This window comes from Buttiauxella brennerae ATCC 51605, from assembly GCF_001654925.1.
GTDB classification, from domain to species: Bacteria; Pseudomonadota; Gammaproteobacteria; order Enterobacterales; family Enterobacteriaceae; genus Buttiauxella; species Buttiauxella brennerae.
Genome location: NZ_LXER01000027.1, coordinates 1 through 16,701 on the forward strand (window position 1 = coordinate 1; position 16,701 = coordinate 16,701).

Consider the following 16,701-nt stretch of genomic DNA (forward strand, 5'->3'; position numbering starts at 1 on the left):
GTGGTTCTCGGCATGGGTGTCGAGCACCACGTTTTGATGCTCGACCGCAATCGCGGTGTTACCGGAGGCATCCAAACTGGTGACCATCACCTGTACGTCATTGTTGCCTTCATTCAGCGCATGAGTCGGGACCGGGACTTCGTAACGCAGCTGGCCGTTGGCATCCGCCACCACGTCGCCACGGTATTCATGGCCGTTAACGCTGACCACCACATGATCGCCCACCTGCGCATCACCGCTCACCACGCCGGAGATCATCGTCGGCATACGGGATTCGGCGGCATTCACCACGTTGTCACCGGCCACGGTCTGAATGATCGCGTGGTTCTCGGCATGGGTGTCGAGCACCACGCTTTTGTGCTCGACTGCCGTGGTGGCGTTACCGGCATTGTCAGTGCCGGTGATCATCACCTGCACATCGTTGCTGCCTTCATTCAGGGCCGCCGTCGGCACCGGTACTTCGTAACGCAGCTGGCCGTTTTCATCGGTCACCGTGCCGTAGAAATTCTGGCCGTTAACGTTGACCACCACATGGTCGCCTGCATGTGCATCACCGGATACCTCTCCGCTGATGAGCGTTGGCATACGGGATTCGCTGGCGTTAACGGTGTTGTCACCCGCCACGGTTTCAATGGTCAGGGCGTTATGTGACTGGGTATCCAGTACTACTGTCTTGTGTTCAACAGCAATAGCCGTGTTGCCAACATTGTCGACACCCGTCACCATCACCTGAACATCGTTGCTACCTTCACTCAGCGCAGACGTGGGTACCGGTACGGTATAACGCAGCTTGCCATTCTCATCAGCCACCACTTCGCCGTTGAAACTCTGACCATTGACGCTCACCACGACATGGTCGCCAACTTGCGCATCACCGGTAACTTCACCGCTGATAAACGTCGGCATACGGGATTCGGTGCGGTTAACGGTGTCATCACCAGCAACCGTTTCAATCGTCAGCGCATTTTGTGCCTGCGTATCGAGAGTGACGTTGTGATGCTCTACGGCTATCGCTTCGTTGCCCGCGTTATCATGGCTGACGATTTGAACCTGAACGTCGTTCGCCCCTTCGTTCAGAAGGTTGGTTGGCACCGCGACTTCATAGCGCAGCTGGCCGTTGTCGTTAACCACCACACCATGGAAATTCTGGCCCTGAACCGTGACAGTCACCGGGTCACCGGCCTGAGCATCGCCACCCGCTACGCCACCAATCATCGTTGGCATACGCGATTCACTGGCATTCACCACGTCATCGCCCGCAACTGTACCGATGGTGACGGTATTGTGAACGTCGAGATCGATATCAACATGATGGTCGCTGGAAGCCTGAGTCGTATTCCCAGCCTCATCCGTTGACGTCACCGTGGCATGAATATTCGGGTCGGCCAGCAGCCCTTGAGTTGAGACATTAATCTGATAGCCCAGGCTGCCATTACCGAGGTCGATGACGACATCGTGATATTCCTTGCCATCAACCGTTAATGTGATGGCATCGCCGATTTTTGCATCACCGGAGACTGTGCCGTGGACTGAGGTTTGCGGCTGATGGGATTCGTTGATGTTAATAACATTATCAGCTGTAACATTATCGATGGTTATTTGATCATGCAGATCGGTAACATCAATAACAGAATCAGCGGTACTTTCTGCAGTACGACCTGAAACATCCGTCGCCGTTGCCAGAACAGTAATCTCACCTTCAACCAGTCCACTTAAATCCGGGTTTGCTGTCCAGTGGCCATTATTGACGGGAACATCGATCGTAATTGTGTTTTTTTGGCTATCGGTAAATGTCAGAGTGACGTGATTCTGATTACTGCTGCCGGTGATATTGGTATGGTTTATTTCATTTTTGTTAATATAACCATCGTTACCAGCAAAATTGTCAATCTGTACCTGCGGAGGAAGAATCGGAGGGGAACCTGCGTCAGCTAAACCGTTCTCGGGTAAATTAATCTCCCAGGTGGGTGCGCCTATCCCCGCAGTATTAAAACCCGCGGTTGGGTCAATTATCTCCCCGGTTAAATCCAGCTGCACCAGGGTGTGGCCACCACCGCCACCTTCAATTTGCACCGGTGCTTCATTGCCCGCAGCGGTTGCTTCTAATGCTTGTGTCGGGTCAGCGCCGTCGGCAATGGCTTTCTGTAATGATGCGACATCCTGAGTGTCATGCTCTGCGGTGCTTACCGCATTTAGCCCATGCTCACTCCAGTGGCTGTTACGCCCGAGATCCATCGTTTTACCGTCGGGCAGCTCAACGCTTACCGCGCCGCTGGCGCCCGTGACAATCTCTTCGCCACTGTAGATTCGGTCACCTTCTTTCAAGAGACGCTGCGAGCCATCTGCTTCAACGACATAAACCTGGCCAATTACCGCTTTGATCACACCGAGTAAATTACTCACCGTACCCTCTCTTGAAAATCATCATTATTTTTATAAACGCCGCAATTAATTAAACTATTAATAACATTATTCTCTCATTCCCCACACATCACAAAAATATAAAGAAATGCCCATTAATGGATATCCCCCTTTGTGTGAAATTTTAAAATGCAGAAAAAAACACAGTTATTAGAACTTAATTATCGGAGACTTGACTGAGCGTTAAATATAATCAAAAATGCTGGAAAGTGAAACATCACATTACAAAACATTAAATATCGTTTCGAATGAAGGTTGAGTTTAATGTAATCAGATAAGCACCTCTGCGTTTGTTAGTTAATATGGTGTTTTGTGTTAAAAATAGAAAGGGATATAAGGCGTGATATAGGGATATCGTTAACGCGCGTAATAAGGCTTCAAAAATGCAGAAGTTTTTCATTTTTATTCTTGGCTTGTTATCAATACCTGCTGCTAACGCAGAGAGCTTACAAAATACCGTTCAGCAATCATTAGCGACTCACCCGGAAATTAACGCATCCGTAAACAGCCGCTACTCTGCAGAGCAAGATTTACGCGCAGCCCGTGGTGGTTATCTCCCTTCTTTGAATTTAGACGCCGAAGCAGGTAAGAAAAACATTAACGATGCTACCACGCGTGCAGGCGGCAGCAACAAAGGGATGACTCTCTCCCCAAACGACGCCACCGTTAGCCTTAATCAAAACGTATTCGATGGTTTTGCCACATCTAGCGAAGTTGACCGCCAGAAGGCAACTGTCGACTCCCGTGCTTTTAACGTATTGAATATCAGCGAAACAACCGCTTTTAACGTTGTTCAGGCTTATCTGGACGTGTTGCAACGCCAGGAATACGTTCATCTGGCAGAAGACGACCTGGCGAACCATGAGCGCATCTATGACCAGATTCGTTTACGTACCGATCAGGGCGTTGGTCGTTCTGGTGATTTAATGCAGGCTGAAGCTCGCCTGGCACAGGCTCGTAATAACCTGGTGACAGAGCAAACCAACCTCGAAGATGCCAATACAACATTTTTGAGCGTGACGGGTGAAGCCCCTGAAAACCTGAGTCTGCCTGAAAGTATTGGCGATATTCTGCCTAAATCACTGGATGATGCTAAACGCATTATGGAGTCCAACAGCCCGCTGTTGAAATCTGCCAATGCTGATATTCAAGCGGCTCATGAGCAATACGAAACGTCAAAATCAACGTTCTACCCACGGGTTGATGTAGCCGTTTCTCGTAGCATCAGTAATGACACTGACACCACGCGCGCGCATTCCGAAGAGTGGCAGGCAATGGTGAAAATGCATTACAACCTGTACCAGGGCGGTAGCGATAAAGCCGCAATGCAGTCTCGTGCATACCTGGAAAAACAAGCTCAGGACGTACGTAACAATACGCTGCGCCAGATGAACCAGGAAATTGGTCTGGCATGGTCTGCATTAAAAAGTGCCAGAGATCAAATTCCTTCTGCCGCTGATTACGCCGACCGCAGTGTGAAAGTACGTACTGCTTATCAGGACCAATTTAGTTTAGGTGAACGTACACTGCTTGATTTATTAGACAGTGAAAACGAGGTGTTTTCCTCAAAACGTCGCCTGGTTGAATTACGTTATCTGGAAATTTCCACCGGTTACCGAATTTGCGCTCGTATTGGTGAACTATTAAAAGCACTGAAAATTAATCCAGCGCCAGCAGGCCAACCCATAGATTCCGCAGACAATAACGCATTGCCTGAACTTAATTAGCATTTATTTAACGTTAATAATGACTCACTGAATTATTTCAGTGAGTCATTCGCTATTTATTTCTACCAGGTAATTTCGTCAGGAACGTTCTCATAAATGAATTCACAAGTCGAAAACATGGATACAACGTCAGAGACTCCTCCAGTTGAGGAATCGCATTATCACGACCCACGCAGCCGCAACGACGATCCATTGCTCGATTGCCTGCTGGTGCTTTGCTCTATCCACGGTAAATCGGCCAGCCGCTCCACGTTAAGCAGTGGGTTACCGCTGGAAAACGATCGCCTGACATTAACGATTTTACCGCGTGCGGCTGCCCGGGCAGGTTTGAAAGCTCGCGTCATTAAACGCGCCCTCGATAAAATCCCGTCCATGTCACTGCCAGCCATTTTGCTGCTTCGTGATGGCGGAGCCGCCGTGCTGTTGGGCCGGAATGAGAATGGCACCGTTCGAATCATGCCGAGTGAAAGCGAAGGCGGTGAAATTACCATTGCGGCTGAAGAACTTGAGCAGAGCTATGCCGGCCAGGTGATTTTTGCCCATCCTCGCCATGAGTTTGATTTGCAGTCTGCGTCATTCCTGCCGCGCACCAAATCCTGGTTCAAAGACACCTTAATGCTGTCGCGTTACCTGTACATGGACGCGATATTAGCCAGCTTGCTGATTAACCTCATCGCGCTCGGTACGCCGCTGTTTACCATGAACGTGTATGACAGGGTCGTTCCCAACCATGCGACGGTGACCTTGTGGGTTCTGGCTCTCGGTATTTGCATGGCGTTCATTTTTGACCTGATTTTAAAAATGCTACGCGGCGTTTGCCTGGATATCGCCGGGAAAAAGAGTGACCTCATCATCTCAGCCACGCTTTTTGAGCGTATCACCGGCATGGAGATGAAAGCACGTCCAGCGCGTGTAGGCAGCTTTGCACAGAACATTCATGAGTTTCAGTCCCTGCGTGATTTCCTTTCTTCGCTCACGCTGACCACGCTGATTGATTTGCCATTTACGCTGGTGCTGTTGCTGGTTATCGGCATTATCGGCGGCTCGCTCGCCTGGATCCCATTACTGACTTTGCCAATCGCATTAACGATTAGCTGGGCGTTGCAGAAGCCCGTTAACGCAGCCGTTGCCAAAACAATGAGTCTGGCAAGCGAGCGCCAGGCATTGCTGATTGAAACGCTGAGCGGTCTCGACGCCATCAAAGTGAACAACGCGCAAAGCGAGCGCCAGTATCAGTGGGAACAGACGCTCGGCAGCTTAAGCCGCCTGGAACTACGCGTTAAAACTTTATCCAGCCTTGCCAGCAACCTGACTGGCTGGTTCCAGCAAATGTCTGGCGTCGTCATGATTATCGTTGGCGTGTACATGATCATTGGCGGCAAGTTGAGCATGGGTGGCCTGATTGCCTGTTACATGCTCAATGGCCGTGCATTGATGCCAATGGGCCAGCTTACTGGTTTGATTGCCCGTTATCAGCAAGCGCGCCTGACCATCGGCAGCACAGAAAAAATGATGTCGATGCCGCAGGAACGCCGCGAGCATGAGCATCCGCTGAAACGCGAAAACTTCCGTGGCAGCATTGAGTTCAAAGATGTCGATTTCAGCTATCCCGAGCAGAAAAACCCTTCTCTGCAAAAGATAAACCTGATTATCAAACCCGGCGAGCGCGTCGGTATTATCGGCCGTAGCGGTTCTGGCAAAAGCTCCATCAGCAAATTGATCATCAATCTTTACCAGCCTACCGCCGGGAACATATTGATCGATGATGTCGATGCCCGTCAGTTAGACGTTAACGATCTTCGCCACAGTATTGGCTACGTCCCGCAGGACATTCAGCTGTTTAACGGCACGCTGCGCGATAACCTGATTTGTGGTGCTCGCTATGTGGATGACGAAACAATGCTGCGCGCGGCAGAGCGTGCGGGTGTTAGCGACTTCGCACGAGTCCACCCTGACGGTTATAACCTGCAGGTAGGTGAACGTGGTATGCAGCTGTCAGGCGGCCAACGCCAGGCCGTAGCACTGGCTCGCGCACTTCTGCTGGAACCACCTGTTCTGCTGCTTGATGAACCAACCAGTTCAATGGACAACACCAGTGAAGACAAGATTAAACAAGCCCTGGTGCCATTTGTCGCGGACAAAACCTTGTTACTTGTGACGCACAAAGCGTCAATGCTGACATTGGTTGATCGACTGATTATTGTTGATAAAGGACGCATTATCGCTGATGGCCCGAAAGCCATTGTTATGGATGCGCTGAAGAAGGGTCAAATCAATGCGTCTCGCTGAGTTATTTACACGTTTACGCCAGCAGTCACGCCACTATTTTCAGGGGCGTGATGAGAACCAGACCGATAACATTAACGAGGTAAGTCATGCTCTTATTGATGACTCACCGCGCGTTATCCGCCTGACGCTGTGGACTATTCTGGCATTAGTTGTGCTGGCATTTGTGTGGGCGGGTTTTGCACAACTTGATGAAGTCACGCGTGGCGAAGGCAAAGCTATCCCCTCCTCCCGTCTGCAAAAAATTCAGAACCTGGAAGGCGGGATTGTCACGGAGCTGTTTGTTCATGAAGGGCAAATCGTTGAAGCCGGTGCGCCATTGCTGCACCTGGATGACACACGCTTTGCTTCAAACGTGGGTGAAACTGAAGCTGACAAACTGGGCTTGCAGGCTAAAATTGACCGTCTGACAGCAGAAGCTGAAGACAAGGATTTTGTTATCTCTGATGAAATCGCAAAACAGGCACCTGAAGTGGCACGCGGTGAAGTGGATTTGTTCAACAGCCGTCACCGTCAGTTCCAGAATGAAATTGAAGGCCTTCAGGAACAGTTAGTGCAGAAGAAACAAGAGCTGCGCGATTTCCAGTCCAAGCAAGAGCAGTACAAACACAGCCTGAGTTTGCTGCAGCAAGAGATCAAAATGTCGGAGCCGCTGCTGGCATCTGGCGCGATTTCTAAAGTTGAGATCCTGCGTTTACGCCGCACAGAAGTGGAAACGAAAGGTTTGCTGGACTCCATCACGCTATCTCTTCCTAAGTCTGCCTCTGAAACAAAAGAGATAGAGAATAAAATTGGTGAGAGTCGTAACCGCTTCCAGAGTGATGCGCTGTCCCAGCTTAACGAAGCGCGCACTAACCTGAGCAAAGCAGAAGCGACAGGCAAAGCGCTGGAAGACCGGGTAAACCGCACCATGGTGGTATCACCGGTTCGCGGTATCGTGCAGCAAATTATGGTGAACACCATTGGTGGTGTTATTCAGCCAGGGAGTGACCTGGTTGAAATCGTTCCGCTTGATGACAAACTATTGATTGAAGTGAAAATTCAGCCACGTGACATCGCTTTCCTGCACCCTGGGCAGCATGCCGTGGTGAAATTTACTGCATACGACTACACCACCTATGGCGGCCTTGATGGTGAACTGGTTCAGATTAGCCCTGATACCGTTACCGACAAAGAAGGACATAGTTACTACATTGCACGTCTGCGTACTGATAAGAACTTCCTGGGAACGAAAGAGCACCCCATGCTTATCATTCCGGGTATGGTCGCCTCAGTGGACATTTTGACCGGCAAAAAATCCATTCTGAGTTATCTGCTTAAACCGATTATTCGCGCTAAAGCAGAAGCATTACGCGAGAGATAAAAAAAAGCCGCAACGTAAACGTTGCGGCTTTTTTCGTTGGTCGGATTGGCATAGCGACATCCGACACTCTGGCGTAAAGGTTGGAAGTCGCTTGCGCTAATCAACTCTACAAATTAAGCGACGATAACTTCCCACGATTCAGCGTTAACTTCTCTTCGTTCACCAACTCCTGCAAAACCTTATGGATAGCGCTGCGTGAGATATGGTTGCGGCTTAAAATAAACGTATAAACCGATGTTTTTTCGCGAATTTCCGGGTCCAGAGACCAGATGTGCTTCACATGTTCGACCACAATCTCGCGAATCGTTTTATGAGAACGCATATTTTCACGCTGGAAATAGCGTTGCAGATGGTTAGTCAGAATATCAAATGCGTGCTTCCACATATTCTTCCTGGTAAGCATGTCATTCGCGTTACCCGCACTCATGACCCACATCTCGCAGTCCGTGTCACAACGCAAGTAATGAGACATGACATCATTACGCATCTGAGCAAGGCCGAGTATTGCAGGTGCTGCAAAGCTCACCGTAACAAGGTCGTTTTCAACCCTGTAAACAGAGACAGAACCTTTCTCAAGATAAAATATGTTGCCATCCTTTCTCATTTCAATGCGCTGACGTTTTTTTCTCAATGAGAAATAGGCATTGTCAGATTTTTTTATCTCGTCTCCGATGAGCATTACAGATTCATCAAAATTAGGAGTGGACATCAGCTTCTCTTACTCGGGTTATGGGGTTGAAATCATCTCCTTCTATTCAGTAAGGAGAACGCCCTGGGGCAATTTGATAACGTAACGTGTATCAATATAGAACATAACGGCAATCCTGCGCCTGATATGTCTGGATTATCATATATTTAGAGTGGCAGTTTGAAACGGACATACTTAATATGCCCTTTCAATCAAAATATTCCGTATCCTCAATATCACGCAATTACCTGTAATATTGAATAGTCACTCCTAAAACAACTTCACGGCGCATCATTTTTAAAACTATCTATTTAATCTATTCCCACACAAACTAAGGGTATTAAAAATATTTTGAAAAATAACGTATAGCAAATATAATGGCCAGGCAATTGACGTCACAATAACAGTATCAATTTTATCCTTGAAATATGAGATACCATTCTGATGGTGCTTCATCACCTGAGTGATGAGTGTTGCTATCCTGAATAACATAAACACCAGGATAGAAACCCCGTACATACTGACTGTTAATTGAAATGGTTTATCAGTGATAAAAATCATATTTCAGTTTTTGTCTCTAAAAAATAATAACTCTATCAACAAAGGGACTCTCGCATAGTTCATTCAGTGATGCTGGTTCTATTGTGAAGTAGAGACATCAGCAACGATGAGTAAAGGTGACTGAAATACTCGGATATTAAATTTTATATCCGCAGTTCTTTGCATTTGGCTTCCGATGGCGAACAGTATCGGTTCAGATAACGCCTCTCATGCTGCTGTGCAAATGAGTATATTTGGCTATGTTTCAAAACGTAATTTTTTTAATCTTTGTATCAGGATCTTTCTCTTTGCAATTAAAAAAGATCCATAAAAATATGTAACCTATTGATTTTATATATTTTTAGATGTAAAAATACTGCTGGAAAATTGTTATCACCTTGTGCCATCGAAAAATAAAGTGTTACTTATACGCATAATAATTCGAGTTGCAGGGCAAAGGCTTTCGCTTTTTGAACAATGCTGGTGCTGGCTACAAGGGGCCGAGACCATGCGGATAACCATCGCGCCAACAACCTGAAGTACGCGAGGTATACCCAAAACACCGGGTTGTTCCAGCCTCATTAAGTTTATAATTGCTCGTGTCAAAAACCTGCCTGAGCCAACGAGAGTACTGGCAACATGTTTGAAGCAGATAATCTGTGTTATCTCATTGAAAGTAAAATAATGTTTATCCCTGAGAAGCTAAGTCTGGTGCATACAGACAGCCATGAACAGATAAAACTCAAGCCCACTGCTTCATTATGCCTGCTATTGCTGCTCAGAAAACATGCGGAAATCGTCACGCAAAATGAATTGCTCGCTTTCGCATGGGGTGAAAGCCATCGGCAAGTCAGTTTTAACGCTTTTTATCAAAGTATTCTCTCTTTGCGAAAGTCCTTTTTGCAAATGAACGTGGAAAAACAAATCATCACCACAATTCCACGCAAAGGGCTCATCATCCAGCCTGAAATAACGGTAGAAATAATACAAGACCCCGTGGTTGTTGAACCGCAAGCTGAAACCTTACTTCCTCCGGTCACAGCAGAAACGGCAGCGGAAATCCCCGAGAAGCAAAAAAAGGTACGATTAAACCTGGCAGAAGTGATCATTATTATGTGCACTATTCTTATCAGCGGTGTACTGCTTTACCCACGGGTATTTAGTGAGAATTATTTTTCTGGTTATGTTTCCGCAAAAAAATATGATGGCCAGTGCCACTACTTTTTTAATGATGACGCCAGCAATCATATCCGCCATGAGGAATTTATCAAAGAGCACCCTGAGATGTGCAGCGACGACAAATTTCTCTATCTAACGGCTTACCCTGAGACCAAAAATATCTCTGTCATTCTCTGCTCAACCAGCATGGAGCAGTCTCATGATAACGCTTGCCAGTCCATCTATTACCCTCGGTACGATCGTAAATGAAGATGTTTACTGCAGTGGCTTCTGTCAGAACCCAGACTCGTGTCATTTTTTTAGCCTGCGCCGCGATTTTGTCCGGCCTGGCGCTGTACCTTCATATTCCTCATAACGAAAATCAGCACAGCCTGGTATGCAAAGCAACGCTGCAGATCGTGCGAGATAATGCGATATTTCGTGGCATCATCGACGTGAAATCCGGGAATGACAAAGGTATTGCAAACGTTAATGGCATTGTTAATGTGACGCCACAAGATGAGTACACCGTCCAGCGGACCGTCCTTTTTAGCCTTGCGGATTATGGCCCGAGCCCGGTTTGGATGTCTCGTCAGATTATCGTTTCGAACCGGGAAACCATACCGTCGGATGTGCTGCAAAAATTCCTGCCTGATTTTTACCTCAAGAACTCAGGCGTAACCGACATTGATATTTTTGCTTTGAATAAAGATGCAGACCTGATCACCCGAGAAGGCATTCCCTATTTATACTGCCAAAAGTATATGCTCCCGGAAGATGAATAATTTTTAACACTAACTGCGATATTTTTTCTTCTGTAGGCTTTACGGCAACGGTGTTGGCAGACGCATCAAAAAAAGGAAGAAATCACTTGAAGATAGTAAGCACATCGTTATTATTCCGCTGAGCATTTAAGACTATAATAAACAAGCACGCTTCCCAAGAGTGAATTTTAAGTTAAATATGTTATTTAATTACGATATTTCATTAGTTCTTCTCGCTATAATAATTGCATGCATGGCTTTTTATGTCTCTTTTTGGCTATGTAAAGCCGGGGCGCGTAAAAAACATTACTGCTGGCCATTATTTAGTGGTCCAACAATGGGCTGTGGTATTTGGGTGTTGCACTATATGGTGATGCAAGCTCATCATCATAACCATGTTATTAATTATAACATTCAGATAACGCTTGCTTCATTACTCATCGCAATCGTGGGCTGCACCCTTGGATTTGTCTGCTTTTTATTCAAAAAGTTACGCAGAAAACATTACCTTCTTCCTGCATTAATATTTTCAGCCACCGCAGCATCAATGCATTACCTGGGTTTGACCGCAATTATTAATGCAGGCGACTGGTATGTCAGCAACACGAATATCACCCTTTCGCTTATCGTTATTTTTACTACTTCGTTAATGATGTTGCGCCTGACGCACTTGATGTTGGTCATGACGGGTAAGAATGATAGCTATGCCAATTTTTATCGACTTGGCGCGACGCTCACCCTGTGTGTGGGTGTGGCAATCATGCACTTTTTGGGCTCCTGCGAAATAAATATGGGCTCCATGGCTGTTTCATCCGCAGCCTCAAGTCAGGATGCCTATATCGAAAACAGCCTCGCAATAACAATTATTGTGCTTGTTGCTTTAGTCTTTATGCTGGCGATCTTCATCTGGTTTATTAATTTCAAAGAACATTTAAGCAATGAGCTTCTCAAGAAAGAGTTAATCATGAAGAATTTGCAACTAAAGCAAATGACACAACATGATTCATTAACTAAATTGCCCAATCGTCTTTATCTGCAAGCGCATTTGAACACCCAGTTCAACAGCCAGACAGAGCCACTGTTCATTATGTTCGTTGACCTTGATGGCTTTAAACGTGTCAACGATGTGTGGGGGCATGCCGTCGGCGATGAGCTGCTGGTAAAAATTTCACGATCGCTTAAAAGCGTGGTCGGGAACGAAGGCTTTGTGGCAAGAATTGGCGGTGATGAATTTATCATCGTTATTTCCCAGAAAGATAAAGATACCGTCATTCAACTCGCACAACAATTACTGGCCACCATTTCAGACCGCTATGAACTGTCTGCAACCACCGTCGATTTTTTATCTGCCAGTATTGGCATTTCTGTTTACCCGGAACATGGCAAGGATGTCGCAACTCTGCTGAAAAAAGCAGATGTCGCAATGTATTACATTAAAGATAAAGGGAAGAATAATGTCACCTTCTACGATGAAGTCGAAATGACATTACCTTGCTGAAATTATTTTAACGCTGGCCATAGCCAAGAATCACACTAACCGAGTATCAGAGATACTCATTTTTAAGCAATGGATGCTTGCAAATCATTCCAGAAACTGGAATTAGTGAAAAAAAGCTGACATTGATGATGAAATTTACTGCGCTGTACGACAAATATAAAGACCAGTGGTGGGCTCTGCCCCTGATTCTGCCTTTCATGCTCTATCCAGTCTCTCAATACTTAAGCGCTTACGGCTATGTCGATGGCTTTGAGATCCCTTTCTATTATCTCAATATGGCCTTGATGACCGTTCTGACCATGATTTATGGTTTTAAGTCCATACCGGGGATTGTGCTGTGCGTATTTTACCGCGTCTGCCCGGATCGAGGTTTTGAACCTGCGATAATGGCGGTACTGCACTATTTCACCTCAGCCGCTATTAGCTGTGCCGGATATTACTATTTTACCGGGAAAAGGGGACGGACGGGTTTTGGCCGTTACAGCCTAACCTGGCAGCGTATTTTTTGGCTGGTGTTCGTTAATGCCACATTATTCCTGAACTACTTCCAGGCGGTACTCTATCTGGGGATGTATGGTTCATATCAAACGATGATGTATAGCAACCCATTCACAACCAGAACATTAATAAACTATCAGGGAATGCTGGTCGGCAACCTGACGGGTGTTCCTTTGTTCTATCTGGTAATACGTTCGATCAGAACACCGTCATACGTGATCAAATATCTCAAAAAAATCCGTACCCAGATTGCGAAAGATTTGCGTGCCGTAGAAGTGTTCTGTTTGTTTGGCTCACTTATCGCACTGACTTTACTGATGATTTTGCCAGGGCATCATCCATTCCCCCTGATGAACTCAGTTTATACATTGACCTTGTTACTGCCCATTATGATTTGGGGAACATTACGTCTTGGCCATGGTGCTATTTCTTTGGTGTGGTGGGCTCTGTTAATTGTGTTGAGTAATAATTACCATCACTACATCCCTGAAAATGCAGACTATAAACTGCACCTTGCCATCACCTCATCTTGTTTTTCGGCGTTCTCGATAACGATTACGTTAATGGCGATCAATATTTCGCGCCAGCGTGCATTAAACGTAAAAACCGAGCGTTTAATGAGTATTGATCCGGTCGTTCATTTACCGAACTTGCTGGCTCTTCATTCAGATTTGAACAAGAACACAATTTCTGTTCTGTGTCAGCTTTATATGCCAGACCTTGAGTTGCTTGGCCGCCATTATGGCTTATTGATGCAGGTACAATACAAACAACAACTGGCTCAGTTTTTAAAACCTGTACTCAAAGATGACGAGCTTATTTATATCAGCTCAGGGCATGACTTAATTGTCAGAATGTCACCTTTGAATGCTGAAAAGCAAATTTCCGAACTGTACAGCAAGGCACAAAAATTCCGTTTTATTCGTGATGGAGTAAAACTGTATCCGCAAATAGGCTGTAGCTACTGCATCATTAACTACCCGGTGGGGCATCTGTATTTATTGATTGGCGAACTGCGTGCGCTGGCCGAGATATCTCTGGCGACAAACATGCCTATCGACATGCGGAAGCAAAGCAGCCGCAAAGTACAAAACCAGGTTAAAACCAAAGTCGATATGATGAACCAGTTGCAACAAGCACTGGAATTGGATCGTTTTGTTTTGATGGTACAACCTATTGAGAGTGAAGATGGCGATCGTTACCATGAAGTCCTGATCAGGATGCTCGGTAACAATGATGAACTCATTTTCCCCGATACTTTCTTACCGCTTGCGCATGAGTTTGGCATGTCCTCCAGTATTGATTTATGGGTTCTAAACAACACCATGAAATATATGGATGAAACACGCCACACGCAGCCCAATCAGCGCTTCGCGATTAACCTGACACCAGCATCAATTTGCCGTGCAGATATGGCCGCGCTCATTGAGAACCTGTTAATTCGCCATGGAATTTCGCCAGAACAAATTGTTCTTGAAGTCACAGAAACGCATGAGCTAACCAACAACACGCAAGCCGAAAAAACATTAGATACGTTACAACGCCTGGGCTGTAAAATCGCCATAGATGATTTCGGAACAGGTTACGCAAGCTATGCACGTTTGAAAACCATGCGTGCAGACATACTCAAAATAGATGGCAGCTTTATTCACAATATTATTACCAGTGAGATGGATTATAAAATTGTGGAATCTATTTGCGAGCTGGCGAGAATGAAGAATATGACCCTCGTGGCGGAGTTTGTCGAAACTGAAGAGATTCGCAACGCGCTATTCCGCATGGGAATTGATTATGCACAGGGTTACTTAATCGGCAAACCTGCCCCCATTGAAACCCTGCAAGTGGCGTAATAGTCTCTACGTCCTTTAATGCGTATATGCATTAAAGGACGCTTTAGCGGTATCAGTCACCTGTAGACAATTGGCCATAAGAACGCCCTCGTTGAATAAGTTTCCATTCATCACGAGTAATTTCTTAAAGCTCGGAATCCAGTTCACCAGAAACGTAGCGAGCCTTATCAGTACGCATAAACAAAAGGCCGGAACCATCTGTGAAGATGAGTCCGGCCAGAGATACACAGAAGTGATATAGATCTGAAAGAATTTGGAACTTAGCTTGCCATGCGTTCAACTGAAGCGGTATTCAGAGCACCGACAACCTGCTGTACCCGGATATCCATCTGTGGATAAGGAATGTCAATAGCGTTTGCATCCAGAGCTTCTTTAATATTTTCCAACAAATCGAAGTACGTATTCCAGTAATCAGCATTGCGGATCCATACCCGCACGTAAAAATTCAAGGAAGATGCACCGAGCTCCCCCAGACGTACCGTGACCCCGCGTCCCCTGTCAATATGAGGATCATGTTCAATGACGTTCTGAATAACAGTTTTAACGTCAGCAATACGGCTCTGATAACCGACACCAATCACCAGGTCAATCCGGCGATGAGTATGACGGGAGTAGTTAATAATGTTGTCCGCTATAATTTTACCGTTAGGGATAACCACTTCTTTATTATCGGCAGTTAATAACGTGGTGGAAAAAATATGCACCTGTTGCACGGTGCCGGTAACGGCACCGACCTGGATGGTATCGCTGGCCCGAAAAGGACGCAGAGACACAAGCAGTACTCCTGCCGCGAAGTTTGCCAGTGAACTCTGTAATGCCAGACCGACAGCGAGTCCGGCTGCACCAATAACCGCGATGATGGATGAGGTTTCAATCCCCAGACGGCCCAGCGCGGCAACAACCGCAAACGCCAGTGTGATATAGCGAACCAGAGCCGTAAAGAAGTGAACAATTGTCGTGTCCACTTTACGTTTTATCAGCAGTTTATGGAGACCGCCTGAGATCAGACGTGAAACCAGTTTACCGATGTAAAACAGAATGATGGCAGCAACAATATTCCAGCCATACTGGATAATGATATTACTGTGCCCCTTAAGCCATTCCACGGCATGACTCAACTGTGGAAATAAAACGAAATGACTCATGGTGTTCCCTGTAAAATACGTGAATGCAAAAATATCTGCAGAAGGGAAAAGATATCCCAAGTCTGCAGGATTTGCCTGACTGAAGCTCGCGCATACTGATACAGAAGAGGCATACAAATATTGCGTGTTTGTGCTCAGCGAAGAGTGGCTGGATTCGCGGCAACCTGGATACAGGAGCCAGACGACCGAGGATAGCGCCTGAAATTGCTTTTCAGCTATATACCGAAGCAGAGTATTAATGACACGACCTGTCAGTCCTGAAGTGTGCAGATGCTGGTAAATATATTCTGATATGCGAATTACCCATCTATTTAATAAATGAATTATTACTTAAATATTCATTCTACGAATGCATTTCATGTGAAATTAATATTACTGAATAACGCGTACTGCAATTTTTATATTGACTAAACCCCAGCCTGCGCGCGGCTTTATACGAATAAACACTCTCCCTGTTCATTAATTGTTACCGTTAACCTTATTGACCTGATTTTAAACAGGAATAAGCTTTCCGGAATTATGGCTTTTACAGGAAGTAAATCAGCGTGCCTTTTTCAGCGGACGATGTTGTTACCCCTCTGTCTGACAGCCGGAATAATCCCGCCGTCTTTATTGTGTAGTGGCACACTGAATTTGGCCACCTGAATAGAGGTGATATCATCACCTCATAGTCAAAACAGGTGACATTATGACCGGACGTAACAGACGCAATTTTAGCCCTGAGTTTCGCCTCGAGGCTGCCCAGCTTGTACTCGATCAGCAT

11 protein-coding genes are annotated in these 16,701 nt (G+C 46.1%); 7 read left to right on the forward strand and 4 right to left on the reverse strand.

The genetic code is table 11. The features are described 5' to 3' along the window. Nucleotides 1-2,403 (reverse strand): retention module-containing protein (locus M975_RS15035; RefSeq protein ID WP_157093396.1); only part of this gene is annotated, 2,403 nt, incomplete at its 3' end. Nucleotides 2,404-2,804: 401 nt separating this feature from the next. On the opposite strand from M975_RS15035, the gene M975_RS15040 reads away from it, so the two are divergent. The 3 genes from M975_RS15040 (at nucleotide 2,805) to M975_RS15050 (ending at nucleotide 7,797) form a co-directional block, all read left to right on the forward strand. Continuing rightward, the gene (locus tag M975_RS15040; RefSeq protein ID WP_064560747.1) at nucleotides 2,805-4,148 is read left to right on the forward strand and encodes a TolC family outer membrane protein; all 1,344 of its coding nucleotides are present in this window, start codon (nucleotides 2,805-2,807) and stop codon (nucleotides 4,146-4,148) included. A 117-nt stretch (nucleotides 4,149-4,265) separates the two neighbouring features. Next, the gene (locus tag M975_RS15045; protein ID WP_064560756.1) at nucleotides 4,266-6,437 is read left to right on the forward strand and encodes a type I secretion system permease/ATPase; all 2,172 of its coding nucleotides are present in this window, start codon (nucleotides 4,266-4,268) and stop codon (nucleotides 6,435-6,437) included. Further along, nucleotides 6,424-7,797, forward strand: coding sequence for an HlyD family type I secretion periplasmic adaptor subunit (locus tag M975_RS15050; protein WP_064560748.1), 1,374 nt, complete (start codon nucleotides 6,424-6,426; stop codon nucleotides 7,795-7,797). Before M975_RS15045 ends, M975_RS15050 begins: the two co-directional genes overlap by 14 nt. 106 nt (nucleotides 7,798-7,903) lie before the next feature. On the opposite strand, the gene M975_RS15055 is transcribed toward M975_RS15050, so the two are convergent. Further along, complete coding sequence (locus M975_RS15055; protein WP_064560749.1) at nucleotides 7,904-8,506, reverse strand: helix-turn-helix domain-containing protein; 603 nt, start codon at nucleotides 8,504-8,506, stop codon at nucleotides 7,904-7,906. Nucleotides 8,507-9,664: 1,158 nt separating this feature from the next. Here M975_RS15055 and M975_RS15065 point away from each other — a divergent pair. The 4 genes from M975_RS15065 (at nucleotide 9,665) to M975_RS15080 (ending at nucleotide 14,793) form a co-directional block, all read left to right on the forward strand. Further along, a complete protein-coding gene (locus M975_RS15065; RefSeq protein ID WP_064560751.1) occupies nucleotides 9,665-10,453 on the forward strand; it encodes a winged helix-turn-helix domain-containing protein in 789 nt (262 codons plus the stop codon). Further along, nucleotides 10,450-10,968, forward strand: a complete 519-nt coding sequence (locus tag M975_RS15070; RefSeq protein ID WP_064560752.1) for a hypothetical protein — start codon at nucleotides 10,450-10,452, stop codon at nucleotides 10,966-10,968. The genes M975_RS15065 and M975_RS15070 overlap by 4 nt, the downstream gene beginning before the upstream one ends. A gap of 160 nt (nucleotides 10,969-11,128) precedes the next feature. Next, a complete protein-coding gene (locus tag M975_RS15075; RefSeq protein WP_157093398.1) occupies nucleotides 11,129-12,445 on the forward strand; it encodes a sensor domain-containing diguanylate cyclase in 1,317 nt (438 codons plus the stop codon). 125 nt (nucleotides 12,446-12,570) lie between these two features. Next, nucleotides 12,571-14,793: a sensor domain-containing phosphodiesterase gene (locus tag M975_RS15080; RefSeq protein WP_157093399.1), complete on the forward strand. Its 2,223-nt coding sequence runs from the start codon at nucleotides 12,571-12,573 to the stop codon at nucleotides 14,791-14,793. 260 nt (nucleotides 14,794-15,053) lie between these two features. Here M975_RS15080 and mscS read toward each other — a convergent pair whose 3' ends face one another. Together mscS and M975_RS23600 are read right to left on the reverse strand one after the other, a co-directional pair. Continuing rightward, nucleotides 15,054-15,938: a small-conductance mechanosensitive channel MscS gene (gene mscS, locus M975_RS15085; protein ID WP_064560754.1), complete on the reverse strand. Its 885-nt coding sequence runs from the start codon at nucleotides 15,936-15,938 to the stop codon at nucleotides 15,054-15,056. Between the two features lie 526 nt (nucleotides 15,939-16,464). After that, nucleotides 16,465-16,701 (reverse strand): hypothetical protein (locus M975_RS23600; protein WP_064560755.1); only part of this gene is annotated, 237 nt, incomplete at its 5' end.

Bases quoted from the DNA above. Each gene is read 5' to 3' on its own strand.
- M975_RS15040 (WP_064560747.1), top strand. From the start codon at position 2,805: ATGCAGAAGTTTTTCATTTTTATTCTTGGCTTGTTATCAATACCTGCT.
- M975_RS15045 (WP_064560756.1), top strand. From the start codon at position 4,266: ATGGATACAACGTCAGAGACTCCTCCAGTTGAGGAATCGCATTATCAC.
- M975_RS15050 (WP_064560748.1), top strand. From the start codon at position 6,424: ATGCGTCTCGCTGAGTTATTTACACGTTTACGCCAGCAGTCACGCCAC.
- M975_RS15055 (WP_064560749.1), bottom strand. From the start codon at position 8,506: ATGTCCACTCCTAATTTTGATGAATCTGTAATGCTCATCGGAGACGAG.
- M975_RS15065 (WP_064560751.1), top strand. From the start codon at position 9,665: ATGTTTGAAGCAGATAATCTGTGTTATCTCATTGAAAGTAAAATAATG.
- M975_RS15070 (WP_064560752.1), top strand. From the start codon at position 10,450: ATGAAGATGTTTACTGCAGTGGCTTCTGTCAGAACCCAGACTCGTGTC.
- M975_RS15080 (WP_157093399.1), top strand. From the start codon at position 12,571: ATGATGAAATTTACTGCGCTGTACGACAAATATAAAGACCAGTGGTGG.
- mscS (WP_064560754.1), bottom strand. From the start codon at position 15,938: ATGAGTCATTTCGTTTTATTTCCACAGTTGAGTCATGCCGTGGAATGG.